16 protein-coding genes and 1 tRNA gene are annotated in these 21,608 nt (G+C 55.5%); 5 read left to right on the forward strand and 12 right to left on the reverse strand.

All coding sequences use genetic code 11. From position 1 onward, the window contains the following. The first annotated feature begins 73 nt into the window (after positions 1-73). Entirely contained in the window at positions 74-643 is a 570-nt protein-coding gene (locus K3757_RS15440; RefSeq protein ID WP_259996809.1) for a lipopolysaccharide assembly protein LapB, read from the forward strand. Between the two features lie 19 nt (positions 644-662). Here the strand turns inward: K3757_RS15440 and K3757_RS15445 are convergent, their stop codons facing one another. The 6 genes from K3757_RS15445 to K3757_RS15475 form a co-directional block, all read right to left on the reverse strand. After that, positions 663-1,376, reverse strand: coding sequence for a hypothetical protein (locus K3757_RS15445; protein ID WP_259996811.1), 714 nt, complete (start codon positions 1,374-1,376; stop codon positions 663-665). Between the two features lie 9 nt (positions 1,377-1,385). Beyond that, positions 1,386-2,213 carry an ABC transporter permease gene (locus K3757_RS15450; RefSeq protein ID WP_259996813.1) on the reverse strand — a complete coding sequence of 276 codons (828 nt, stop codon included), beginning with the start codon at positions 2,211-2,213 and terminating at the stop codon, positions 1,386-1,388. Beyond that, entirely contained in the window at positions 2,210-3,592 is a 1,383-nt protein-coding gene (locus K3757_RS15455; RefSeq protein WP_259996815.1) for an ABC transporter permease, read from the reverse strand. Before K3757_RS15455 ends, K3757_RS15450 begins: the two co-directional genes overlap by 4 nt. After that, positions 3,589-4,692, reverse strand: a complete 1,104-nt coding sequence (locus K3757_RS19155; RefSeq protein ID WP_409202550.1) for an ABC transporter ATP-binding protein — start codon at positions 4,690-4,692, stop codon at positions 3,589-3,591. The genes K3757_RS15455 and K3757_RS19155 overlap by 4 nt, the downstream gene beginning before the upstream one ends. Before the next feature lie 69 nt (positions 4,693-4,761). Next, the gene (locus tag K3757_RS15470) at positions 4,762-5,880 is read right to left on the reverse strand and encodes an extracellular solute-binding protein (protein ID WP_259996818.1); all 1,119 of its coding nucleotides are present in this window, start codon (positions 5,878-5,880) and stop codon (positions 4,762-4,764) included. 154 nt (positions 5,881-6,034) lie between these two features. Further along, positions 6,035-6,493: an Lrp/AsnC family transcriptional regulator gene (locus K3757_RS15475; protein WP_259996819.1), complete on the reverse strand. Its 459-nt coding sequence runs from the start codon at positions 6,491-6,493 to the stop codon at positions 6,035-6,037. 129 nt (positions 6,494-6,622) lie between these two features. Here K3757_RS15475 and K3757_RS15480 point away from each other — a divergent pair, with 129 nt between their 5' ends. After that, entirely contained in the window at positions 6,623-10,063 is a 3,441-nt protein-coding gene (locus K3757_RS15480) for an indolepyruvate ferredoxin oxidoreductase family protein (protein ID WP_259996820.1), read from the forward strand. A gap of 133 nt (positions 10,064-10,196) precedes the next feature. On the opposite strand, the gene K3757_RS15485 is transcribed toward K3757_RS15480, so the two are convergent. After that, positions 10,197-11,003 (reverse strand): crotonase/enoyl-CoA hydratase family protein, encoded by an 807-nt coding sequence (locus tag K3757_RS15485; protein WP_259996821.1) that lies wholly within the window; start codon positions 11,001-11,003, stop codon positions 10,197-10,199. A 123-nt stretch (positions 11,004-11,126) separates the two neighbouring features. Between K3757_RS15485 and K3757_RS15490 the strand changes: the two genes are divergently transcribed. The 3 genes from K3757_RS15490 to K3757_RS15500 all read left to right on the forward strand — a co-directional run bounded on the left by K3757_RS15490 (position 11,127) and on the right by K3757_RS15500 (position 16,557). Next, the gene (locus K3757_RS15490) at positions 11,127-12,167 is read left to right on the forward strand and encodes an AraC family transcriptional regulator (RefSeq protein WP_259996822.1); all 1,041 of its coding nucleotides are present in this window, start codon (positions 11,127-11,129) and stop codon (positions 12,165-12,167) included. 140 nt (positions 12,168-12,307) lie between these two features. Beyond that, a complete protein-coding gene (locus K3757_RS15495; RefSeq protein WP_259996823.1) occupies positions 12,308-13,465 on the forward strand; it encodes an efflux RND transporter periplasmic adaptor subunit in 1,158 nt (385 codons plus the stop codon). Beyond that, positions 13,462-16,557: an efflux RND transporter permease subunit gene (locus K3757_RS15500; protein ID WP_259996824.1), complete on the forward strand. Its 3,096-nt coding sequence runs from the start codon at positions 13,462-13,464 to the stop codon at positions 16,555-16,557. Before K3757_RS15495 ends, K3757_RS15500 begins: the two co-directional genes overlap by 4 nt. Positions 16,558-16,601: 44 nt before the next feature. On the opposite strand, the gene K3757_RS15505 is transcribed toward K3757_RS15500, so the two are convergent. The 5 genes from K3757_RS15505 to K3757_RS15525 form a co-directional block, all read right to left on the reverse strand. Continuing rightward, positions 16,602-16,678 (reverse strand) — tRNA-Arg (locus K3757_RS15505). A 142-nt stretch (positions 16,679-16,820) separates the two neighbouring features. Beyond that, entirely contained in the window at positions 16,821-17,687 is an 867-nt protein-coding gene (locus tag K3757_RS15510) for a glycosyltransferase family 2 protein (RefSeq protein ID WP_259996825.1), read from the reverse strand. Between the two features lie 137 nt (positions 17,688-17,824). Further along, on the reverse strand, positions 17,825-18,283 hold the full coding sequence (locus K3757_RS15515; RefSeq protein WP_259996826.1) for a response regulator: 459 nt from the start codon (positions 18,281-18,283) through the stop codon (positions 17,825-17,827). After that, positions 18,276-20,102: a CHASE domain-containing protein gene (locus K3757_RS15520; RefSeq protein ID WP_259996827.1), complete on the reverse strand. Its 1,827-nt coding sequence runs from the start codon at positions 20,100-20,102 to the stop codon at positions 18,276-18,278. The genes K3757_RS15515 and K3757_RS15520 overlap by 8 nt, the downstream gene beginning before the upstream one ends. Positions 20,103-20,177: 75 nt before the next feature. After that, positions 20,178-21,593 (reverse strand): DUF6880 family protein, encoded by a 1,416-nt coding sequence (locus K3757_RS15525; RefSeq protein ID WP_259996829.1) that lies wholly within the window; start codon positions 21,591-21,593, stop codon positions 20,178-20,180. Positions 21,594-21,608: the final 15 nt, after the last annotated feature.

Consider the following 21,608-nt stretch of genomic DNA (forward strand, 5'->3'; position numbering starts at 1 on the left):
AACATCCTGTGATTTTTCATATGGTTGTGACGTAGGTGTGTGAAACTGCTGTGACAAACTGCGGAGAAACGTCATGACTGATCAGAAAAAACTGGGGCCGCTTCTGGCTGCGCAGGACTGGGAAGCCGCAGAACGTCTTTTGCGCCGTTTGGCCAAAGGCAAAACCGCCCCGCCGGAAGTTTTCTATAACCTTGCCAAAGTATTGGAAGCCGCAGGCAAGCCCGCGCAAATGGCCGTCTGGCTTAGGCGGGCAGTTGCGCTGAATCCGCGCTATGCCATTGCGTGGTTTGAACTGGGGCGTGCGGCCCTAAATGCCAACGATCTGGAACAGGCCTATGGCGCGTTCCAACGCGCTGTAGATCTGGATGACAAAGATGCAGATGCGCAGCGAAATCTGGGGCGCATCGCCTTGCGTTTAGGGCAATGGGACAAGGCCTTGATGTGCTTTTCTGACCAGCCGGATGTGGAGGCCCAGATTACCCTCTACCGCATCAAAGTGGAAAAGGGAGAACCGGATAAGGCCTTGCGCGACAGGCTTTTGCAGGACCATTCATGGCGTCCGGAAGTCATCAAGATGCTGACGCGCACGGCAAAAGGGTCCCTCCCCTTGCGCCTGACTATAAATACAACGCGCCCGCGTTAATCAGGCGCAACAGCTCACGTCAATCCGGCAAAACACGCCCTTTCCCGGATTGGCGAAACGATTTGCGATAATGCCCGGCCTTAAGTCCGAGGTCCTCTTGCATCTTACGGTTACTCGCGACCTGCTCAGGGGTCATCGAGCAAACCTCCAGCGCGATTTCTTTCTGAACTGGCACGGCTTGTGCAATCGGCGTGCCTTTGCGGATCACCCCTTCGAAACCCGGCTTTAGCAGCGCAGGGAAATGCACGTACCCATCCTTGAACCCGTCACAATCAACAACACCGCCCAAGGTTGTGAACGGTAAATCTGGGTAGCCTTGCGGATGTATAAACATCAATGACCACTCTGATGGCGTTTCGAGTGTCCAGTAATTGATGAATTTCAGGATCAGCTCACGCTGCGCATAAGGTGTTCCGTCAGCTTGTTCTGGCACATGCACACCAATTGGCGCGCGGCTGATGTCAGCGTCTGGCAGGACTGGCGGCTTCCACGCCCATGACACCTCTCCCGCTTGCACAGTGATATCGGTCGGGCAAAGGATCAGCACGCCAAGGCGCATCATATCAATAATTGGCGGGCAATGTTTGAGTGTGCGAACCGCCGCCCCGCCCAGGGTTTCCCCCGCCACCTCTGCTGGCATTGTCGCCATCCACGCCGGAAGCGCCATGGAAGCGGGAATTGGTTTGGGCAACAGCGATTCAAGCAGCGGATGGCAACGTGCGGTGATTTTCATAACAGACGATCAGCGCATTTCGCGGCGGGACACAGCAGCATGCGCAAGCGCCGCCACCACAGTGATGAGGATAATCACCGTACCAACCGCATTGATCACCGGAGGATGCCCGTTCGGGTTCCGGCTCATCGCTCCGATCTCGGTCGCGAAGGTACAAGCGCCGCCTTTTGCGAACATGGTGGTGTTGTAGTTTTCTATCGAAGACAGCAGCGCAATCACCGCAGCCGAGGCAAGCGCGGGCAGCAAGAACGGCAGCGTGATCCGGCGGAACACATGGAAAGGAGATGCCCCGAGATCAAGGGCAGCTTCCTCAAGCTCGATAGGTTGCCGTTGCAGGCGCGCCATCAAGATCAGCAGCGGATACCCCGCAACAAATGTGACCTGCGCCATCATAACGGTGAACAATCCGGCGCCCACACCAAGCCGCCCCCAGAAAACTAAAGCCGACAATCCCAAAATAATGCCGGGTGCAAGCATCGGTGACAACAGAACCCACCAAAGCAACCCGTTTGCACGCCCCCGCCAGCGCGTCAGCAGCACCGCCCCCGACAAGCCAAGCAGCAAAGATAGCGGCACCACGATAGCAGCAACCTGAAGCGAGTTGCCAAAGCAGGCGACAAAGCGGTCGCGGTCCAACGCCCGCAGGACAGGGTCGGCACGAATGTCAGCCTCCGACATCCAGAAAAACGCGTACCATTTGCCCGTAAACCCGCGCCAATCCGTCACCGACGGGGGCGAAACGTCATTGAACGATGTGACGATCATCAAAATCAAAGGTGCAAACATGAAGGCAATGAAAGCCCACATATAACCGTTCAATATGCGCTCAGATGTCATTGTACCCTCGCAAAGTCTTTGAGGCGCGTGCGCATTACCCACATGAAAACCGCCACGATCACAAAGCAAACCAATGTGTAGGAAAAGCTGTAGGCCGCACCGATGTTGGAATTTTCCGCCTCAAAAAACTTGTTATAGATTGTTTGACTGAACCATTCGGATTGCAGCCCGCGGCTGATGATCCGGGGCACCGAAAAGGCACCTGCCGCCAGCATGAAAGTCGCAATGCAGCCGACTGCGATACCGGCTTTGGAATGGGGCATAGTAATGCGCCAGTGTACCCGCGCAGTTGAAGCACCCATATCACGGGCCGCCTCTATCTGGTTGCGGTCCAACGTATTCATCACGTTGTAGATCGGGAACACCATGAACAAGACATAGGTGTAAACGATCACGACAAACACAGTCAGGGCCGAGCGTTTGAATTGGATCGGCTCTGTGATCGCGCCGACCCATAGCAGCACTTCATTGATCAGCCCACGATTGTCGATGATGGAAGTCCACGCGTAGATACGCATCAATTCGACAATGGCATAGGGGATGATCAGACCCAGCATAAGCCAGACAGCGCGTTCGGGTGTTGTCGCCAAGGCGACTTTATAGGCAATGGGGTAACAGACGATCAGGGACAACAAAGTTGCGCAGATGGCAAAGAACAGCGTTCGCGCCAGAACTTCCAGACCAATCCGCTGATAGCTATTGCCGTCTTTTGTGAACCGCAGACCGATAAGGCTCAGCGCTTTGGATGCCCAGGCGGCATCGCTTTGGGCTTGGGCTTCGGCGGTACGGGGGATCATCACAGGCTTGCCGATCGCCGTGAAATTGCCGAACCCCAACTGAGAGGCATTCGCCTCTGCTTCTTGCAGAGTAGTGTAGAGCTGCGCGGCGATCTGTTCGATCTGGCGAGCCGTCTCTATCTGGTCGGGGATAGGCGCGTCTGCCGGGACGCTCAGCGCGGGTAGGTCATAAAGCTGGTCCAGAAAGGCGCGCTCACCACTTTCGCGGACCATCTTGCGGTGGGTGGTCGCCCGGTCGCATTGCAAGATATAGGGCCGTGCAGCACCTGCATTCAGCGTGGGCGAAGCCATGCCTGACATCGAAGGAATCGCCATGCCGGTTGCCGAAGGAATGGCCACCCCACCGCTTTCTGCGGAAGCCTCCGTTGGCTCCAGATAATGCCCAAGGATGTTCACGCAATTGGCCGCGTCACGTTCCAATGATCCTGCAACAGAACTGTCCAGCTGGCGCGCGGGTTTGGTCATTGCACGTTCAAGCATCGCCAGTTGTGGCAGGATGATCAGGACCAGCGCCCATGCAACTACACAGGCGAAGAAAATCGCCGTCAGACCTTTGCCAAAGCTTTGGAAGAGGCCGTTCATTGTGCTGCGATGTCCTGTCCGGTGCGCGCGACAGGGCCAACCGGCAGAATTGTCGCCTTTTGCGGGGCAAAGCCGATTTGCAGTTCTGCCCCCTGCATCGCCTCGATCTCACCCGTGTTCGGCACATACATCGCCATTTCGGCGCCGGACGTGGTCGCCATAAGTAAATTCACAAACGGCCCTTCAAGGTCTCTGCGCAGGACGCGCGCTGACACCATGTTTTTCGACGGCTCAAAGCCAACATTTTCAGGCCGAACAAAAAGAATGGCGTCCTCGCCTATGGAAAGGCCTTTGGGGTTTTGCCCTAGAAAACGGCCGTGTGGCGTATCGATATGGGCCATATTTCCATCTACCGCACTGATCAAACCAGCAAGCTGGTTCGCCTCACCCACGAAGGACGCTGAAAACGCCGAGACTGGGTTGGAATAGATGTGATCTGCGGTGCCAACCTGTTCAATACGACCTGCGTTCATGACGGCAATCCGGTCCGACATTGTCAGCGCTTCTCCCTGATCGTGGGTGATGTAGATAAACGTGACACCAGTTTTCTTTTGAATATTTCGCAGCTCTGCGCGCATATGTTGCCGCAGCTTGAGGTCCAGCGCCGAGAGCGGCTCATCCAGCAAAAGCACCGACGGATCGACAGCCAGAGCGCGCGCAATCGCAACACGTTGCCGTTGACCACCCGAAAGCTCACCCGGTTTCTTGTCAGCCTGATCGGACAGCGCCACCAGATGCAGCAATTCCTCAGCCTTCGCACGACGATCACGCTTGGACACGCCGCGCGCCTCAAGGCCAAAAGCCACGTTTTCCCAAACCGGCATCAGAGGGAACAGCGCGAGGTTCTGAAAGATTAACGCAGTCTCACGCGTGTTTGGGCCCAAGCCTGTCTGATCTTGATCACCAATAAGGATACGCCCCGACGAAGGCTGCACAAACCCTGACACCGAACGCAGAATTGTTGTTTTACCACATCCAGAAGGCCCCAGAATGGAAAAGAACTCTCCTGCCTCCACCACCAGATTGGTGCGCTGAACAGCCGTAAAGCCGTTTGGGTAAGTGACCTCCAATTGGTCCAGCGTAACTGATTTTCCGCGCATTTTGTCCCCGCACAATCGAAAAGCAGCCCCGGTCGCGCCGGAGCCGCCCTTTGTCATCCTTGGCCAGAGTTAGGCGTTGGTCATGATCTCTACGAATTCGTTGCGCACGGGCGCAAAGAACGGCGTATCCGCCTGCCACCACCACATGTTGCCAAGAACCTCTGCGGTGTAGACTTCGTTGAACTGCTTCTTGTATTCGTCCGAAGCGAATTCCGCAGCACCAGCAACGGCGGAATTATACCCCGTGTTGTTGGAGAACATGCCGCCGGTTTCAGGCTTGAGCATGAAATTCATAAAGGCGACTGCCTGCTCTGGGTTTTCGGATTGCTTGAGCATGCCGAAGCTGTCGAGCCATGTGATGATGCCCTCTTTTGGTGCGCGGTAGAGGAAATCGGGATTGTCACGGTTCAACAACAGACCCGTGGTGTCCCATGTCTGACCGATAATCGCACCAGCCTCCGTAAAGGCCGAGGACGCTTCGGTTGCGTTGTTCCAGAAGGCGCCAAAGTTCTCTTTACGCTCGAGAATCCACTGGGTGACTGCACCCCAGACGCGGCGGGCGTCCTCTTCGGATTTGTAGACGTCCAGCATCCGGTTGGACGGCACTTCGCCCGTAGCATCCAGATAAAGGCCCGTGCCCATGATTACAGATTTCTGCCGGAACGCAGCTTTGCCCTTGGCGGCATCGGCCCAGAGATCACCGTAGGATACGGTGCCATCGACGGGCATCTTTTCTTTGTTGTAGGTCACGCCTTCGGTGCCCCAATCCAGAGGCAGCAACACCTGTTCGCCCTTGATCACACCACCCAGCGACGCGCTGTCGCGCAGAAAGGAGGGGATCACGTTGCCCACGTTCACACCCGCAGGGACCGGCGCAAAATAGCTATCCCCGTTGTCGTCAAGATAACCTGCAGAGTTCGTGATTGACGGGGTCACAATGTCGAACCCCTTGCCGCCGTTGGCGCGGATCGTGCTTTCAGCTTCATCATTGGAGCCGAACGTTGTCAGCTCAAGCTTGATGCCGGTGTCTTTCTCGAACGCCTCGACCATGTTGGGCTGGATGTAATCCCCCCATGCCAGCACCTTGACGCTGCCAGAAGACGCAAGCGCATCGCTGGCTTTAAGGATCATTGGCGCGGCCAAGCCTGCTGCGGAAATTTTCAGAACGGAACGACGGCTGAATGACATGGTATCCCCCAAGAGTATTAATGCCCTGATTGGGCTGAGGACCTCAGACCATCGAAAGATCACAGGCAAACTGCAGTTTTGTGAACATTTTGTGACCACTAGGTGCAGCGTTGGGTCACCCCGTCAACGCACCCCGCGCCCGTCTGCTTGCACATCACATCGAGATCGCCTGACTGCGCTTGATTTCCCGCAAGACAACATTGGTCTGGGCACTTGCCACTGCGGGCAGATTGAACAGGAAGTCTTCAAGAAACAGATTGTAGGCCGCTATATCGCGACACAATACCCGCAAGTAATAGTCTGCCTGCCCCGTTGTGGCATAGCAGTCTTGAACCTCCGGGCGCGCTTCGACTGCCGCAACGAAACCGGCAAGATGTTCAGGGTTGTGTCGGGTGAGGTGCACGTGCACCAACGCCTGAAACGTGAACCCAACCCCTTCGGCAGATATCTCTGCCCGGTAGCGCTTGATGATGCCTTCATCCTCGAAAGTGCGGACCCGCCGCCAACATGCCGAGGCAGACATACCAACTTTTTCCGCCAATTCTGCATTGGATAACCGGCAGTCAGCTTGCAGTAGCGACAAAATAAGTCTGTCTCGCGCATCAATCTGCATACGGGTATTCCCTCCACCTTTTACCTCAAAACCGAATAAAATATCCGGCAAATACTGATTTTTACTGAATTTAGATCAAGAATTCCAGCAGAACTCGGTAGAATGGCGAAAACACCTTGGATGGCCGATATGACTGACGAATCCCACCACTTTAAGACCTACGAACTGTCTGACCGATACACGCTTGAAAAAGGGCGGGTTTTCCTGACGGGAACTCAGGCATTGGTTCGTATCATGCTGGATCAGGCACGGCGTGATAGCTCGGCGGGGCTCAATACCGCCGGGTTCATCTCCGGTTATCGCGGGTCGCCGCTGGGCGGCCTTGATCTGGAACTGTGGCGCGCCCGCCCCGAGGTGGCCAAACACAACATCACCTTCATGCCTGCGGTAAACGAAGACCTTGGTGCAACGGCAGTTCTGGGTGCTCAACAGGCGGTGCTTGACCCCGACACCGAGGTCGAGGGCGTGTTTTCGATGTGGTACGGCAAAGGCCCCGGCGTAGACCGGTCTGGCGACGCTTTGCGCCATGGCAATGCCTATGGTTCTGCCCCCAAAGGCGGTGTTCTGGTGGTCGCGGGGGACGACCACGGCTGCGTGTCCTCTTCTATGCCGCACCAATCGGACGTGGCGTTCATGACATGGTTCATGCCCACGCTGAATCCGGCCGATGTATCCGAGTATCTTGCCTTTGGTGAATACGGCATCGCGCTTAGCCGCTTTTCCGGCACATGGGTCGGGTTCAAAGCGATCTCTGAAACTGTCGAGAGCGGCAGATCCGTGGACCTTTCTCCCGATCGCACATTTTCGCTGCCACACATCGATGTGCCCCTTGGCGGCCTGCATATCCGCAGCTCGGACTTGCCGAGCCCTGAAATTGAAACCCGCATAGAGTACAAGCTTGATGCCGTAGAAGCCTTTGTCGAAGCGAACCCGATTGATCGGCGCATTTATGACATTGATGATGCGGCATTTGGCATTGTGACCACCGGAAAAGGTCACCTAGACCTGATGGAAGCCCTGCGTCTGCTTGGCCTAGATGAGGCGGCCTGTCGGCGGTTGGGCATCGACGTCTACAAGGTCGGCATGGTCTGGCCGTTGGCGCGACGTGACGCCTTGGCCTTTGTGCGCGGAAAGCGCGAAGTTCTGGTTATCGAAGAAAAGCGTGGCATCATCGAAAGCCAGCTTAAGGAATATTTTTATGACTGGCCCGGCGACAAACCCCATACGATGGTCGGAAAGCACCGTTCAGCAGGTGATCCCTTACTGCCGTGGACAGGTGAGCTGAGCCCACTGAAGCTGGTGCCTATTCTGGCCGAACGGCTGAACGCCTTCTTTCCAGAGGAGGACCTTGCGGAAAAGGCCCGCATGCTTACCGAAAAACCTCCGGTTCTGTTGAATGTGCCCGGCGCAACGCGCACCCCCTATTTCTGTTCTGGTTGCCCCCACAATACATCAACGAAAGTTCCCGAAGGCAGCAAAGCCGCGTCGGGCATCGGATGTCATGTCATGGCAAGCTGGATGGACCGAGACACGGCTGGCTATGCGCAGATGGGCGGCGAAGGGGTGCCAAATGTAGCTGTGTCAAAGTTCAACGGCGGCAAACATATCTTCCAGAATCTGGGCGAAGGGACGTGGTATCATTCCGGCTCTCTCGCCATCCGGCAGGCTGTCGCCGCAAAATCGAACATCACCTACAAGATCCTGTATAACGATGCGGTTGCCATGACCGGTGGCCAGCCTGTCGATGGCCCCGTCAGCGTGACCGGCATTGCCCAGAGCTGCCGCTCTGAAGGGGTCGAACGCATCGCGCTGGTCTCTGACGATATCGACAAATTCCAGCGCGCCGATTTTCCTGCGCGCACCAGTTTTCATCCGCGTGAAGAACTGGACGCTGTGCAGAGAGAACTACGCGACGTGCCCGGGGTGACCGTCCTGATCTACGAGCAGACCTGCGCCACAGAAAAGCGCCGACGCCGCAAACGCGGAAAGATCGAAGACCCCAAGCGGTTCGCCTTTATCAACCCTGCTGTATGCGAAGGCTGCGGTGATTGCTCGGTAGAAAGCAACTGTCTGAGTATCGAGCCGCTGGAGACCGAATTCGGGCGCAAGCGCCAGGTGAACCTATCCACCTGCAACAAGGATTTTTCCTGTCTGAACGGCTTTTGCCCCAGCTTTGTGACTGTAGAAGGGGCTGTGCGCCGCAAGAAAACAGGCACCAAAGTGGATTTACCCGCCCTGCTGGCCGCAGTCCCGACGCCGCAGCTACCACCGCTCGATACGCCTTTTGATCTGCTGGTCACTGGCGTAGGCGGCACAGGCGTTGTCACGGTTGGCGCGCTGATTACCATGGCTGCCCACTTGGAAGGCAAAGGGTCAAGCGTGCTCGACTTTACGGGTTTTGCGCAAAAGTTCGGCACGGTCCTGAGTTATGTGCGGATCGGGGCAAGCCCTGATGCGATCAATCAGGTGCGTGTCGATGCTGGATCGGCTGATGCCGTGATCGGATGTGACGCGGTGGTTTCTTCAGCGCCGCGCGCCTCTGCCCACTACCGCAAGGGCGCACCGGTGGTATTGAACACCGCCGAGATGCCGACTGGTGATCTGGTTCTTCACCGCGACGCGCGACTGAACATAGACCAGCGTGAAGCGGCCATTCGCAGGATCGTCGGTGACGACTACGTCTGGGGCCTGAATGCCAACGCGCTGGCGGAGGAGCTTTTGGGTGACAGCGTTTTCGCCAACATCATTCTTCTGGGTTATGCTTGGCAGAAGGGGCTTGTTCCCGTCAGCGAAGCCGCGATGAAACAGGCCATAACACTGAACGGCGTTGCGATTGAAAGCAATGCACGCGCGTTCGATTTCGGCCGCATCCTTTCCACCAATCCCCAAGCATTGCTTCCCCAATCGGCCCCTGCGCCGACTCCAACGCTCCGGTCATTGCGCGCACGCCACTTGGAATTCCTGACCGAGTATCAGGACGCTGAATATGCGAAACGCTATGAAACAACGATCACCCGCTTTCATGATGCGCTTCCGGCAGCACATGCAGACGACCTGTCCTTGATTGCGGCAAAGTCGTTGTTCAAGCTGATGGCTGTCAAAGATGAATTTGAAGTGGCCAGACTGCACGCCCAACCTGAATTTATGGCGAAACTTGCCGAGGAATTCGAGCCAGGCTTCAAGATCAACTACCACATGGCGCCGCCCCTAATGTCGCGCCGGAAAGATGCACGTGGCCGCCCCGTAAAGCGCAGCTTTGGCCCATGGCTCACCCCTGCACTGCGCGGTCTGGCGCGGCTGAAATTCCTGCGTGGCACTATGTTTGATGCATTTGGTTATATGGATGAGCGGAAAGAGGAAACGGCGCTGATCGTCTGGTTTGAAGATGTTTTGTCGGCCCTGCCTCGCCTCGTGACCACGCAAACAGTTGAAGATGTCGGCACCATTCTGAAAACTCCGCTAGAATTTCGCGGCTATGGCCCCGTAAAGGAGGATGCTGTGCGCAAATACAAACCTGTCGCTGACGATCTGTTGGCGTCTCTCGAAAAGGCCGACGAAAGCACCACATGAACCATCAGCGCAACTACCGAGAGGGCGCTTATTGCTTTTAAGCTGCGCAAGCAGCCAACAAGAGCCCCCCGTTGATATCCACGCCGCAAACCACTGCGGTCGACCGGAGATTTGACAATCACATGGGCCGCGGTCAGCCGTTCGGGCGCACCCGTGCTGCGCTTTTGTCAGCAAACGCGGCAAGACGTTCGCGCGCGTCTGGCTGCGTATTGACCACACCGGCGACAACAGCCTCGGCGTAGGCGGCATCCATTGCCGACATGTTTTGCATGTGGCTAACAGCCGAACAAATCGCGAAATTGGAAAGTGGAAGGTTTTGCGCTGCTTTGCGGGCCAAATCCATCGCCGCATCAAGGCTGGAGCCTTCGACAATATATTGCGCCAAGCCAAGATCGACCGCTTCCTGCCCCTGATAGACACGGCCGGTCAGCATCATATCAATCATGCGTGCCTTGCCGACCAAATCCGTCACGCGGATCGTCGCACCACCTCCGGTGAACAGGCCCCGTTGCCCTTCTGGCAGGGCGAAATACGCGGTCTGGTCCATGACGCGTACATGTGCCGAGCTTGCCAGTTCAAGACCACCGCCAACTACTGCGCCGTGCAGCGCGGCGATGACGGGCACACCGCCGTATTCCATCTTGTTGAACGCTTCGTGCCAGCGCAGGCACAAATGCATGAAATCCGCAGGGCTGCGATCCTCTTGATGATGTTCAACCAGATCAAGGCCAGCGCAGAAGTGATCACCGGCCCCCGCCAACACAATCGCCCGCACACCCGCACGCGGAGCCACCGAGAAGAATTCGACCAGTTCTTCGATCGTTTCAGCATTAAGCGCATTGCGTTTTGAAGGACGATTTAATGTCACTACCCAAACCCCGTCATCATGCGCAACAATATCAAGGTTTGTGTAACGGGAAGGGTCGATACGGGGTGTCATGCGAGCATCCTTTGCACAGAGTGAGTAATTGAGATTTCTCTTTCTGCCAGATACCGTGTTGAGTTAGGGGTGTCTATCGCACCTATGGACGCAAACCATTCAAAAAGTGACAGTTCAGACTTTATGAAGCACAGATTGGTATCCTCCCCCCATGACACAGTTCTACCGACTGTCTCACGCGCGTTTCTGGATGACTGGTTGTCTGTACTGCATCACAAATGCACGCCGGATCAATTGATACGCTTTCTGGATAAGACCAGTCTTGCTGACGTTTCCCACCCGCTGGCCCGTGTCACCCACGACCAGATTGTGCGCCTCTACCAACTGGTCGCCATTGAGACCGGAGACGAGATGATGGGGCTCTGGAGCCGCCCGATACGGTCAGGCGCGCTAAAGCATCTTTGCGCGACCGTGCGAGATGCCTCATCCCTTTCCGCAGCTTTGTTTCGATTTACCACTTTCTGGAACCTGCTGTTGGATGACTACACCCTCGTGTTGGAAGACAGTGGGGACACGTTAAAAATATCTCTTATCCCGCGCGCCAGTGCACCTGCGCAAAGGTTTGGCCATATGCTGTTGCTCAAACTGGTGCATGGTATTGGTTCATGGCTAACAGGAAGAGAGCTGCCCGTAATCAGCGTAGATTTCGCCTTCGCCCGACCTGACTTTGCCGAAGACTATGCCATCCTCTTTCCCGCGCCGGTCCGCTTTGGAGTTGCCCATTCGGCGATCGCCTTTGACATTGGACTTGCTGATTTGCCCGTTGCCCGCAGCAACGACGAGATGCAAGAATTCCTGATCCGCGCCCCGCGCGACTGGATTTTCACCACATATCGGGAGCATGCGCTGCCGCTTCGGGTCCGCGAATACGTTCAACTGTCGAAAGCTTTGGGTTGCTCATTAAATGAGGCTGCGCTTGCGCTGAACATGACTCCGCGCACTTTCATGCGGCGCCTAGACGCGGAAGGCACATCATTTCAAAACATAAAAGACAGTCTGCGGCGTGATATAGCGATCCGCGATCTCAGTCTTGGAAACAAAAGCATCGAAGCCATTTCTCAGGATCTTGGTTTTGCCACGTCGGCAAATCTACACCGCGCCTTCAAACGCTGGACCGGTGCCACCCCAGGCGCCTACCGGAAATATCGGCGATCAAAGTCGTAAAAACGCTTGATAGGCCTTGCTAAGCAATCAACAAAATGCGCCAAAGAACTGCGCCCCCTGTCCAAAGAAAACATAAGGGGCTTTTTCTGCAATCGCACTAGTTTGTTCGTAGACTCCGATAACATCAGAAAGCCATACGCATGAAAGCGCTTCGTCAAATTCTGGTATCGCTCGCGGTAATTGCTGCAGGCCTTTACGTATGGATCACTTATGTACCTGCTGCGCGCCCCTTGCTGGAACGCGTCGGTATTCTTGACCTTTTGGATATTGAGGCCCCTGCGGAGCAGGCTGCATCGCAGGGTGGTGGCCGATCGCGTGGCGGTGCGACGCCCGTGATTGCGGTCACTGTGGGCGAGATGGTGCGAGAGGATCGCATCACGGCGATTGGCGACGGGCGTGCGCGACGATCGGTTACTGTTCGTTCCAATGCAGTCGGTGTCATCACAGCGCTCAACCTCGCTGCAGGTGGCTACGTGGAGGAAGGAACGCTTATCGTCAAACTTCAGGACGAAGCGGAAAGCATCGCGCTTGAGCAGGCCCGCATCCAGCTGGAGGATGCCCGCACAGAGGAAGCGCGCATCAAACGCTTGCAGGCCAGCGGCGCTACGACAGAAGTTCGCCTCAAAGAAACCGAACTGCTGCTGCGCAACGCGGAACTGTCCGTGCGCCAAGCAGAATTCGACCTTTCCCAGCGCAAGTTTACAGCCCCTATTTCCGGCTGGGTCGGCATCATCAATCTGGAAGAGGGCGACCGCGTCAGTGCGCAGGACCAACTGGTTACGATCACGGACCGTTCTGAGATCCTGATCGACTTTCGCGTGCCGGAACGGGCGGTACGCAACATCAAGGTTGGCCAGTCTATTCAGGTGATGCCCTTGGGGTTCGACGACAAAGTGCTGACAGGTGAAATCAGCGCGATTGATACCGTGGTTGATCGGGCAAGCAGAACATTGCTGGTTCAAGGGCGCGTTGCCAATGAGGAGGATCTGCTTCGCGCTGGCATGGCCTTTTCCGTCAATCTTACTTTCCCGGGAAATACGCTTTTGTCCATCGCCCCACTGGCAGTGCAATGGTCCAGCGACGGACCGTATGTGTGGGCTGTCCGCGACGGCAAGGCCAGCCAGGTTGTCGTCAAAATCGTCCAGCGCAACAGCGATCAGGTCCTTGTGTCCTCTGACGGCCTGGCCGCAGATGACCTTGTCATTACCGAAGGGGTCCAGACCTTGCGCGAAGGGTCCGAGGTGAGTGTTGTCGAACAGGAAGTGTCCGCCGCCGCCACCGGATCGGAAAAACTGTGAGCGCGCCGACGTCACCCGGAACCGCACTGTTTGTGCGGCGGCCCATTCTGGCTTTCGTGCTGAATGCGCTGATCGTACTCGCAGGCATCGCGGCGCTTTTCGGTGCCGAAATTCGTGAACTGCCGAACGTGGACCGTCCGGTGGTGACCATCACAACCCCGTTTGCAGGCGCATCGCCTGAATCGGTGGATCAAGAGCTGACAGGCAGGATTGAAGGTGCCGTCGGGCGTGTGTCAGGTGTGCGCAGCATCTCTTCCAACTCCCGGTTCGGGCGCAGCCGCGTAACGGTAGAATTCAACGACAACGTCGACATAGACGTGGCGGCAACGGATGTGCGCGACGCGGTTGCGCGGATCGTCAACCAACTGCCCGAAGATGCGGATCAGCCCGAGATCGTGAAAGCCGATGCCAATGCCCAACCGGTGATGCGCATTGCGGTCACATCGCCCAGCCGCTCTCCTCAGGAATTAACTGCGATTGTGCAGGACCGCGTAGAAGACCGCCTGATTTCCGTGGAAGGCGTGGCTGACCTGCAAGTATACGGCGACCGCGAGCCCATTTTCCGCGTTGATATAGACCAGCTTGGCCTTGCAAGCCGTGGCCTGTCGCTGGGCGATATGCAGCGCGTATTGTCAGGGGTTGCGTTCGACTCTCCCGCCGGTGATCTGGCAGGAAACAGGCAGTCTATCAACGTGCGCACAACCGCAAGCGTTGCAACAGCCGAAGCGTTCGAAGCGCTTGAGATCAAGCCCGACGTTCTGATCGGCGATGTTGCCAAGGTCACCCTTGGCCCCGCCAGCGGCGAGACCGCTCTGCGCGCGAATGGCCAACTGGGCCTTGGCATCGGGATCATCCGGCAGGCCACGTCAAACACGCTCGAAATCTCGGCTAACGTGCGCGAAGTTGTTGCCCAATTGAACGAAACACTGCCTGATGACGTGAATATATTCGTGACCTCAGACGATGCCACTTTTATCTCTGGTTCAATCGAAGAAGTTATCAAATCTTTGGGCTTTGCGATCGCTATTGTCGTGGCTGTGATCTTTCTGTTCCTACGAGATTTCCGCGCCACGCTGATCCCTACTTTGACACTACCTGTCGCCCTGATCGGCACCCTTGCCGCGATATATCTTGCGGGCTTCTCGATCAATATCCTGACCCTTTTGGCTTTGGTCCTTGCGACAGGGATGGTGGTAGACGATGCCATCGTAGTGCTTGAAAATATCGTGCGGCAGCGCGCGGCGGGCATGGGCGCACGTGCAGCAGCCGTGAACGGCACAGCACAGGTATTCTTTGCGGTCATCACGACCACTGCTACCCTTGCCGCAGTGTTCGTACCGCTGTCATTCCTGCCCGGTCAGGCAGGCGGATTGTTCCGTGAATTCGGCTTCACCCTTGCTATGGCGGTACTTTTGTCTTCGGTCGTCGCGCTCAGCCTGTGTCCGGTGCTCGCCAGCAGGTTGCTGACCAAGCCCCCTCGACAAGACGCGCGCGGGCCGATGATCTGGCTGGGGGGTAAATTGCAGCAGTTCTACGCCTTCACGCTAAAAGGTGCTTTGGCGATGCCTTTTGTCATCGTGCTGGTGTCGGTCTTTGTCATGGTCACCGCGATCCTTATGACAACGACCATCCGGCAAGAGCTTACCCCCCGCGAGGATCGCGCAGTTGCCCTGCTCAGCGTTACAGCCCCGCAGGGCGTGTCGCTGAATTACACCCAATCTAAGATGCAACAGATTGAGGATTTGATACAGCCGTTGCAGGACGCAGGCGAAGTGACCAACATTTTTTCCATCAGCGGATTTGGAGCCGACAACCGGGGTTTCATGGTCTTCACCCTCGCGAAATGGCAAGACCGCGCGCGCAGCCAGCAAGACATCGTCGGAGAGATCAACGGCAAGCTGCGCAGCGTCATTGGCGTACGCGCCTTCGCGATCCAACCTAACTCTCTCGGCATTCGGGGGGCGGGACGCGGGCTGGCATTCGGGATCACTGGCGATAGCTATGAGCAGTTGTCCGAGGTCGCCGAGACTATGGTGGATCGCCTGAGCCAGATCCCCGGCATGGGTCAGGTCCGGCTTGAGTATGAAAGGACCCAACCACAGCTTTTTGTTCAGATCGACCGCGCTCTGGCGGCTGATCTTGAAATCGACATCACGGGTCTGGGACAAGCGCTTCAGGCGCTCTTGGACGGCCGCAAGGTCGCCGATGTATTCATTGAGGACAAAAGTTTCGACGTCCAGATGTTGTCGACCTCCAACCCGATCAATGATCCAGGTGATCTTGAGAATGTCTTTGTTCAGGCCGCAAACGGCCAGATGGTGCCAATGTCGAGCTTTGTGACGCTCGAAGAGCGCGCGGTCGCACCCGAGCTGGACCGCGAAGGGCAGAACCGATCTGTTGAACTGACAGCCGGTTTGACTCCCGAATTGTCTTTGGGCGATGCACTGGCTCAGGTGCAGGCCATTGGCGATGAAGTTCTTGCCGACGAAAACCGGATCATCCCGCTGGCGGAAGCTGCCACTTTGGACCAAACAAACTCTGGAATGCTGCTGACCTTCGGCTTCGCCATTCTGGTCGTGTTCCTTGTGCTCGCCGCTCAATTTGAGAGTTTTGTCTCTGCTGTTGTAGTGATGGCGACCGTGCCATTGGGACTGGCATGTGCCGTGTTTGCATTGCTGTTGTCGGGGCAAAGTCTGAACGTTTATAGCCAGATTGGGTTGGTCATCCTGATCGGCATCATGGCGAAAAACGGAATCCTCATTGTCGAATTTGCAAACCAGCTACGCGACAAGGGGCAGGATGTGCGTGACGCAATCGTGGATGCGTCCACGATCCGCCTACGTCCTGTGATGATGACGATGACCTCAACCGTATTGGGCGGCGTGCCTCTTGTCCTATCAACGGGTGCCGGTGCGGAAGCACGCGAAGCACTCGGCTGGGTGATTGTTGGGGGGCTTGGCCTTGCGACGTTGTTCACCCTCTATCTGACGCCCGTTGCCTATTTTCTGCTAGCGCGGTTTTCGACCCCGCTGGCGGAAGAAGAAAAAAGACTACAACAAGAACTGGCAGAGGCACGGACGCAGGATGCGTGAAACCTTCCATCCATTTTCCTGACATCGGACACATTGTTTAAAAATGGCGGCCCCGGAAGGACTTGAACCCTCAACCTCGGACTTAGAAGGTCCTTGCTCTATCCAGTTGAGCTACGGAGCCGCACAAACATCAGCGTTTATCTGGTCGAGACCTTGATCTCTTACCTAACACAATATCGAAGCAGTTAGCGGCTAGGCGATACCATGCTGACGTTGATCGCCGTTATGGGCGAAGTGCGCAGTTCCATCAAGAGGCCAGTGCGCTATATCTCGCGAAACCATTCCGGCAATATCGTGCGGCAGACATAGTTGATGAACGGGGGCTTTACGATGCCACGCTTCGGGTCCCGCACCGGATTGTCCCGGATTTCGCGATAGCCCAGCGCAACGGCTTCCTCCCAAGGGAGCTCTTTTGCAGCAGCCATTTTGCGGAAAAAGCGTTTTGCGTGAAAGTCCGGTTTGGCCCACCCGTTGACGTTCCAATCTTCGCCGACTGTATCCGCAACTGACCGGCGTACTGCGTTGGTTTCCTTTAGCGCTTCGGAATTGGCGTGTTTGAGGTGCACAAAATAAACATCGTCGGGCATTTCGAATGGAAAATCTTCGGTCTTGCGATAACCGCAAAAGACACCGTGCCAGCGCAGAGGCAGCGATTTTCTCACCGCCCATGCCTTGCTGTAATTGCCCGTGATACAGGCGATATTGCGATGCGCCAGAGCCTTGTCTTCTGGCTTGAGAGGCGCATCGCCATCCACCTCAGCAATGTTCAAACCCAAAGCGAATAGCGCCGGTGCGTTAGTTGTCTCGAACAGTTCTTGAAATGAACCATAGGTGGCCGGATTGAAACAAACCAGTTCATCCGCATCCGTCTGGATTACCCAGTCATAGAGGTTACCCAAACCTGATTGGAAATCATTCATGAGATTCAGCCGCACGCGGTCAAAGTGCCTGAGTTCATCGCGCGGAATGGTAATTATGCTGGCTTCGGGGCAGATTTTTGCAATCTCAGGATCATAGCCATGCGAAATTATGTAGAGGTTTCTATAGCCCAGATAACTACCATAATGCCGATACCATTGCGCCAGCGCCCAGTAATCACGGTAGACCATTGTTATGGCGCAAATCTTCATGCCTGAATCCTCATTCCCTAGTGGGGTAGCGGCACAATCGGGACCAATCAAGAAATTACAGGAACATGACAAGAATTTATGGTTGCTATAGCAGATATGCACTGATCCCATAATCGGTCAACTGAACGGCACGCCCTTCAGGAAAGACCCAAGCAAGATCCATAGGCCGGCGCAGAAGGGTCCTCACAGAGCGTCCAGAATTCATGCAACCTGCGCAAAACCTCCACAAGCTCGGCCGATGAGTTCGGCTTGACGATGTAGCCGCTCACGTTTTGCTGATATGCGAGGTCTACATCTTTCTTGTTCTCCGAAGTCGTGAAGACGAAGACCCGCAAACTTTTAAATTCTTCAGATGCCCGAATGGCTTCCAAGAATTCATGCCCGTTCATGCGTGGCATATTGATATCCAGCAAAACTACGAAAGGGTGTGCAATGGTCTGCTCATTCAGGTTTACGTCGAGAATGCGCAGTGCCTCTTCTCCGTCACGGGCTATAACGAGCGGATGGGAGATACCAAATCGTTTGAGGCCACGCTTGAACAATTCGATATCAAGATCGTTATCTTCGACTAGGAGGATTGTCATTTCTTCAGGCATTTCGCACGCCCTTTGACGAAGCATTGTCTTTGTTAGCGACAACCACGTTCGGCCAGTCAAAACTAAATACCGCGCCGTTCCCCAACGATGATTGCAACTTTAGCGACTTGCCATGCCGCTCAACCGATTTCTTGACGATTGCCAGCCCGATACCCGTACTTTCCGGTGCATCGGCCAAGCGGAGCGTTTGGAAAACATCAAATATCCGTTCATGGAACTGAGGAGCAATACCCGGGCCGTTATCAGACACACTCACGTGGGTGCTGCCACCGTTCTTTGTCGCGCTAACAATAACCTCAAGAGGTTTCGCCCCGTCGTGATACTTGATGGCGTTGCCAATCAGGTTTTCAAGAACACCTCTGAAATTGATCGTATCAACGTGCAAGACGGTACAATTTCCTGTCAGGACCAACTGCTCAGCCGATAGTCCAAAGTCATGACGTAATGCCGCCACCAGCGCGGCCAGATCAAGACGCTCATTATGCTCTGCCGCATTCAAAAGCTGTGAAAACTGGAGAATGCCCCCTGTTAGTTGGTTCATGCGCTCTACGCGTTCTTGTATGCGGCCAAGGTTTTCGCGGACTTCCGGATTTGCATCAGGGGAACTGAAATAGTCCTCCAAATCCTCCTGAATCATTTCTGTCAGCCCACCTATTCCGCGGATCGGCGTTTTAAGGTCATGCGAGGCAACGTATGCATATCGCTCAAGCTGTTCATTCTTCTCGCAGAGTTGCTCGTTGCTGCTGGCCAATTTGGCAGTCTTTTCTTTTAGCCGTAGTGTCACTGCGTCCGCATAGGCCACAGCTTGGCTATTTGCCCGCGCCATCATGAACATCAAGGCGATGATAAACCCCTCAATAACCAGGCCCGCCACCAGAATGGCCAAGGGTGAGAAGCGAGAGTTGTCTTGCCGGAATGCGAGGTCTGACCGCATGTCCAAAAGCCACTCCCTGCCATATAGCTTCACACTGATTTGCTCAGAGAACATCGGGTCTACGTCCACCAGCGGATCATCCATGGAATGCTCATCATAGATTACCTGATTGCCGTCAGTGATACTGAAACGAATATGGCGCAGGTGTTTGGCAAGAAGGCCATCCATCAATTTTTGAACCACGAATGGTGCATATACCGCACCAGCGAATGAAGTCTGCCGCGCAGTTGTATCCTGATGCGGTCCCCCCCTGTAAAACGGCGCATAGAAAAGAAAACCCGGCGTATGCCCTGAATCTTGGACCAGTGTGATCGGTCCGGTTATTTGCGCTAACCCGGTGTCACGACTAAGCAAAGCCGCGGAGCGCCGGTTAAGCTCATGTGCAACATCCAGCCCGATGGCAGCGGCATTCAGATCTTCAGGCTCGATAAACGTGATCGGCATAAAATATGGCTTGTCATGTTGTGGGTAGATGTCGAAATCAGGACGGTCCACCCGCTGGTAAGCCAGATATTCATCAATTTGATCAGGAAATTTAAAGTGTATGATCCCAATGCCGTTGATGCCGGGGTATCTTTCTTCAATACGCAAGGTACCTGCGAACTCATGCCATGTTGAATAAGTGATATCAGCGTCATGCGATTTAACGGCGGCGACACCGGCCCAAAGCGCATCTTCGTATTTTGCCATTCGCTCCAATATCAGTGCGAGCACCTGATCGCGAGAGGCGTCAAAACGTAAACCAATCCGCTTTTTAAGCTGATGTTCGGAAAACTGCCATGCCGCAATCGTAAGCATCAAGGACATCACGACAATGCAAACATGAAACATCGTGATCCGGCCGGTTGAGGGTAGGTTCAATTGAGACAAGAGGTGGTCCGCCATGGTGGTTTTACCCGACCTTAGCGCGCCTTCCTTAAGAATTCCCTGCGCTGCAAATCACCAATCGACACCCGATACTTAGGTAAACTTCGTCCAGAATGACGCTTTGTGTTTGAACTGGTTCCGGAGGCCCTCAAGATGTGCGTCGTGAGATGCAAAACGCCCATAGTCGTAGATTTCGGCATCTTCCGCCGCGCAATCCATGATGAAATCCGCCGCCTGAGCGTACCGCGTTGATTGACCTTCCCAAAGTATGCTGTCGATCATCGCACGCCATAAAAGGACTGCAGCCAGCGGATATCTGCTGCGCAGCGCCTCGGCCGCCTGAATTAGGACCTCTGATTGGTTGCCATCCAATTCATGTATACGGTTTTCGATCAGCTGCGCTGTAGAACGTAGATCAGACCAGGACAAAAAGAACCGCATTGAGGCTGTGACATCGTCAAATGTCATAGCATGCGCCTTGGCCTGATCCTCGGCTTCGATATCTTCGAAATCCGGTATCAATTTCAGGTAATCGCGCAAGATTTGCGAATCCAGAGTTTCACAAAAGCAAGCCCAGCGATGGTCTTGGGCCTCTGACACGCGGTCCAGTGCAAACAAGCATTTTATATAGACACTGTGCCAACGCGCATCCCCTTTGGGCTGTGCGCGCGTGAGAACATCCAGCGCCTCCTCTGCACGTGCGTGCGACATCAGGAGTTCCGCGACTTGAGCAGCGATAGCAGGCCGCTTCATCTCCGCCTCAGAATATTGCGCGATAAATCCGTCAGTATCATTCTGGACAGTAGCGATTTCCTGCAAGATCGCCTTTACCAAACGCGCCTTTTGTTCCGCCGCAAAATCCCCGCCGCTGCTGCGCAAATCGCGCAAAAACTGCAGCGCCTCGTGGTCTTGAGGCGTTTCAGTCACAGATTGTGCGTAAGAATTTACAAGCTCCTTGAGCTGCTCAAGCCCTCTATGGCCCAAAGCTGTTGCAAGCAGCGTGACGCTTCCGTCAAATTCGCCATACTTGCTGTCACGCACAGCATCCCAAACGCGCTCTGCCAGATCCACCGGGCTGATAGAAGCGCGCGGCGCAATATCTGCAAACCGTGCAATTGCGGCGCGGAAAACATCGCCGACCTCGCCACGGCTGTCGTCGACGCGGTCATATACCGACGGTGCAAGCTCAATGAACTGCCACAACAGATCAAACGCCTGCTCAGGTGCCTCTGGCGCAATCTTGTTGGTGATCATGTCCGCTTGCGTTGTCAGATCTTTGACCAGCGCCTTGCGCTTGCGCCAGCCGACATAGCTGGCCGATCTGCGGATGGATGCCAACCGCTTGCGCACATCATGGGCCAACTCTTCCGCCCCGAGGTTATGGCTCAATTCCAGCCGCAGGCGGCGCTTGGTCTCCGCGCTGCCTGTACTGACCTCAATCAACAAGGCAGCAAGGCGTTCGGCCCCGAGGGCAGCAAGATTGGCCTCGTTTAGGGTTTTCTTTGACATGCTCGTGTCTCGCAT

Source organism: Sulfitobacter sp. S223 (assembly GCF_025143825.1).
Lineage (GTDB): Bacteria > Pseudomonadota > Alphaproteobacteria > Rhodobacterales > Rhodobacteraceae > Sulfitobacter.

Bases quoted from the DNA above. Each gene is read 5' to 3' on its own strand.
- K3757_RS15440 (WP_259996809.1), top strand. From the start codon at position 74: ATGACTGATCAGAAAAAACTGGGGCCGCTTCTGGCTGCGCAGGACTGG.
- K3757_RS15445 (WP_259996811.1), bottom strand. From the start codon at position 1,376: ATGAAAATCACCGCACGTTGCCATCCGCTGCTTGAATCGCTGTTGCCC.
- K3757_RS15450 (WP_259996813.1), bottom strand. From the start codon at position 2,213: ATGACATCTGAGCGCATATTGAACGGTTATATGTGGGCTTTCATTGCC.
- K3757_RS15455 (WP_259996815.1), bottom strand. From the start codon at position 3,592: ATGAACGGCCTCTTCCAAAGCTTTGGCAAAGGTCTGACGGCGATTTTC.
- K3757_RS19155 (WP_409202550.1), bottom strand. From the start codon at position 4,692: ATGCGCGGAAAATCAGTTACGCTGGACCAATTGGAGGTCACTTACCCA.
- K3757_RS15470 (WP_259996818.1), bottom strand. From the start codon at position 5,880: ATGTCATTCAGCCGTCGTTCCGTTCTGAAAATTTCCGCAGCAGGCTTG.
- K3757_RS15475 (WP_259996819.1), bottom strand. From the start codon at position 6,493: ATGCAGATTGATGCGCGAGACAGACTTATTTTGTCGCTACTGCAAGCT.
- K3757_RS15480 (WP_259996820.1), top strand. From the start codon at position 6,623: ATGACTGACGAATCCCACCACTTTAAGACCTACGAACTGTCTGACCGA.
- K3757_RS15485 (WP_259996821.1), bottom strand. From the start codon at position 11,003: ATGACACCCCGTATCGACCCTTCCCGTTACACAAACCTTGATATTGTT.
- K3757_RS15490 (WP_259996822.1), top strand. From the start codon at position 11,127: ATGAAGCACAGATTGGTATCCTCCCCCCATGACACAGTTCTACCGACT.
- K3757_RS15495 (WP_259996823.1), top strand. From the start codon at position 12,308: ATGAAAGCGCTTCGTCAAATTCTGGTATCGCTCGCGGTAATTGCTGCA.
- K3757_RS15510 (WP_259996825.1), bottom strand. From the start codon at position 17,687: ATGAAGATTTGCGCCATAACAATGGTCTACCGTGATTACTGGGCGCTG.
- K3757_RS15515 (WP_259996826.1), bottom strand. From the start codon at position 18,283: ATGCCTGAAGAAATGACAATCCTCCTAGTCGAAGATAACGATCTTGAT.
- K3757_RS15520 (WP_259996827.1), bottom strand. From the start codon at position 20,102: ATGGCGGACCACCTCTTGTCTCAATTGAACCTACCCTCAACCGGCCGG.
- K3757_RS15525 (WP_259996829.1), bottom strand. From the start codon at position 21,593: ATGTCAAAGAAAACCCTAAACGAGGCCAATCTTGCTGCCCTCGGGGCC.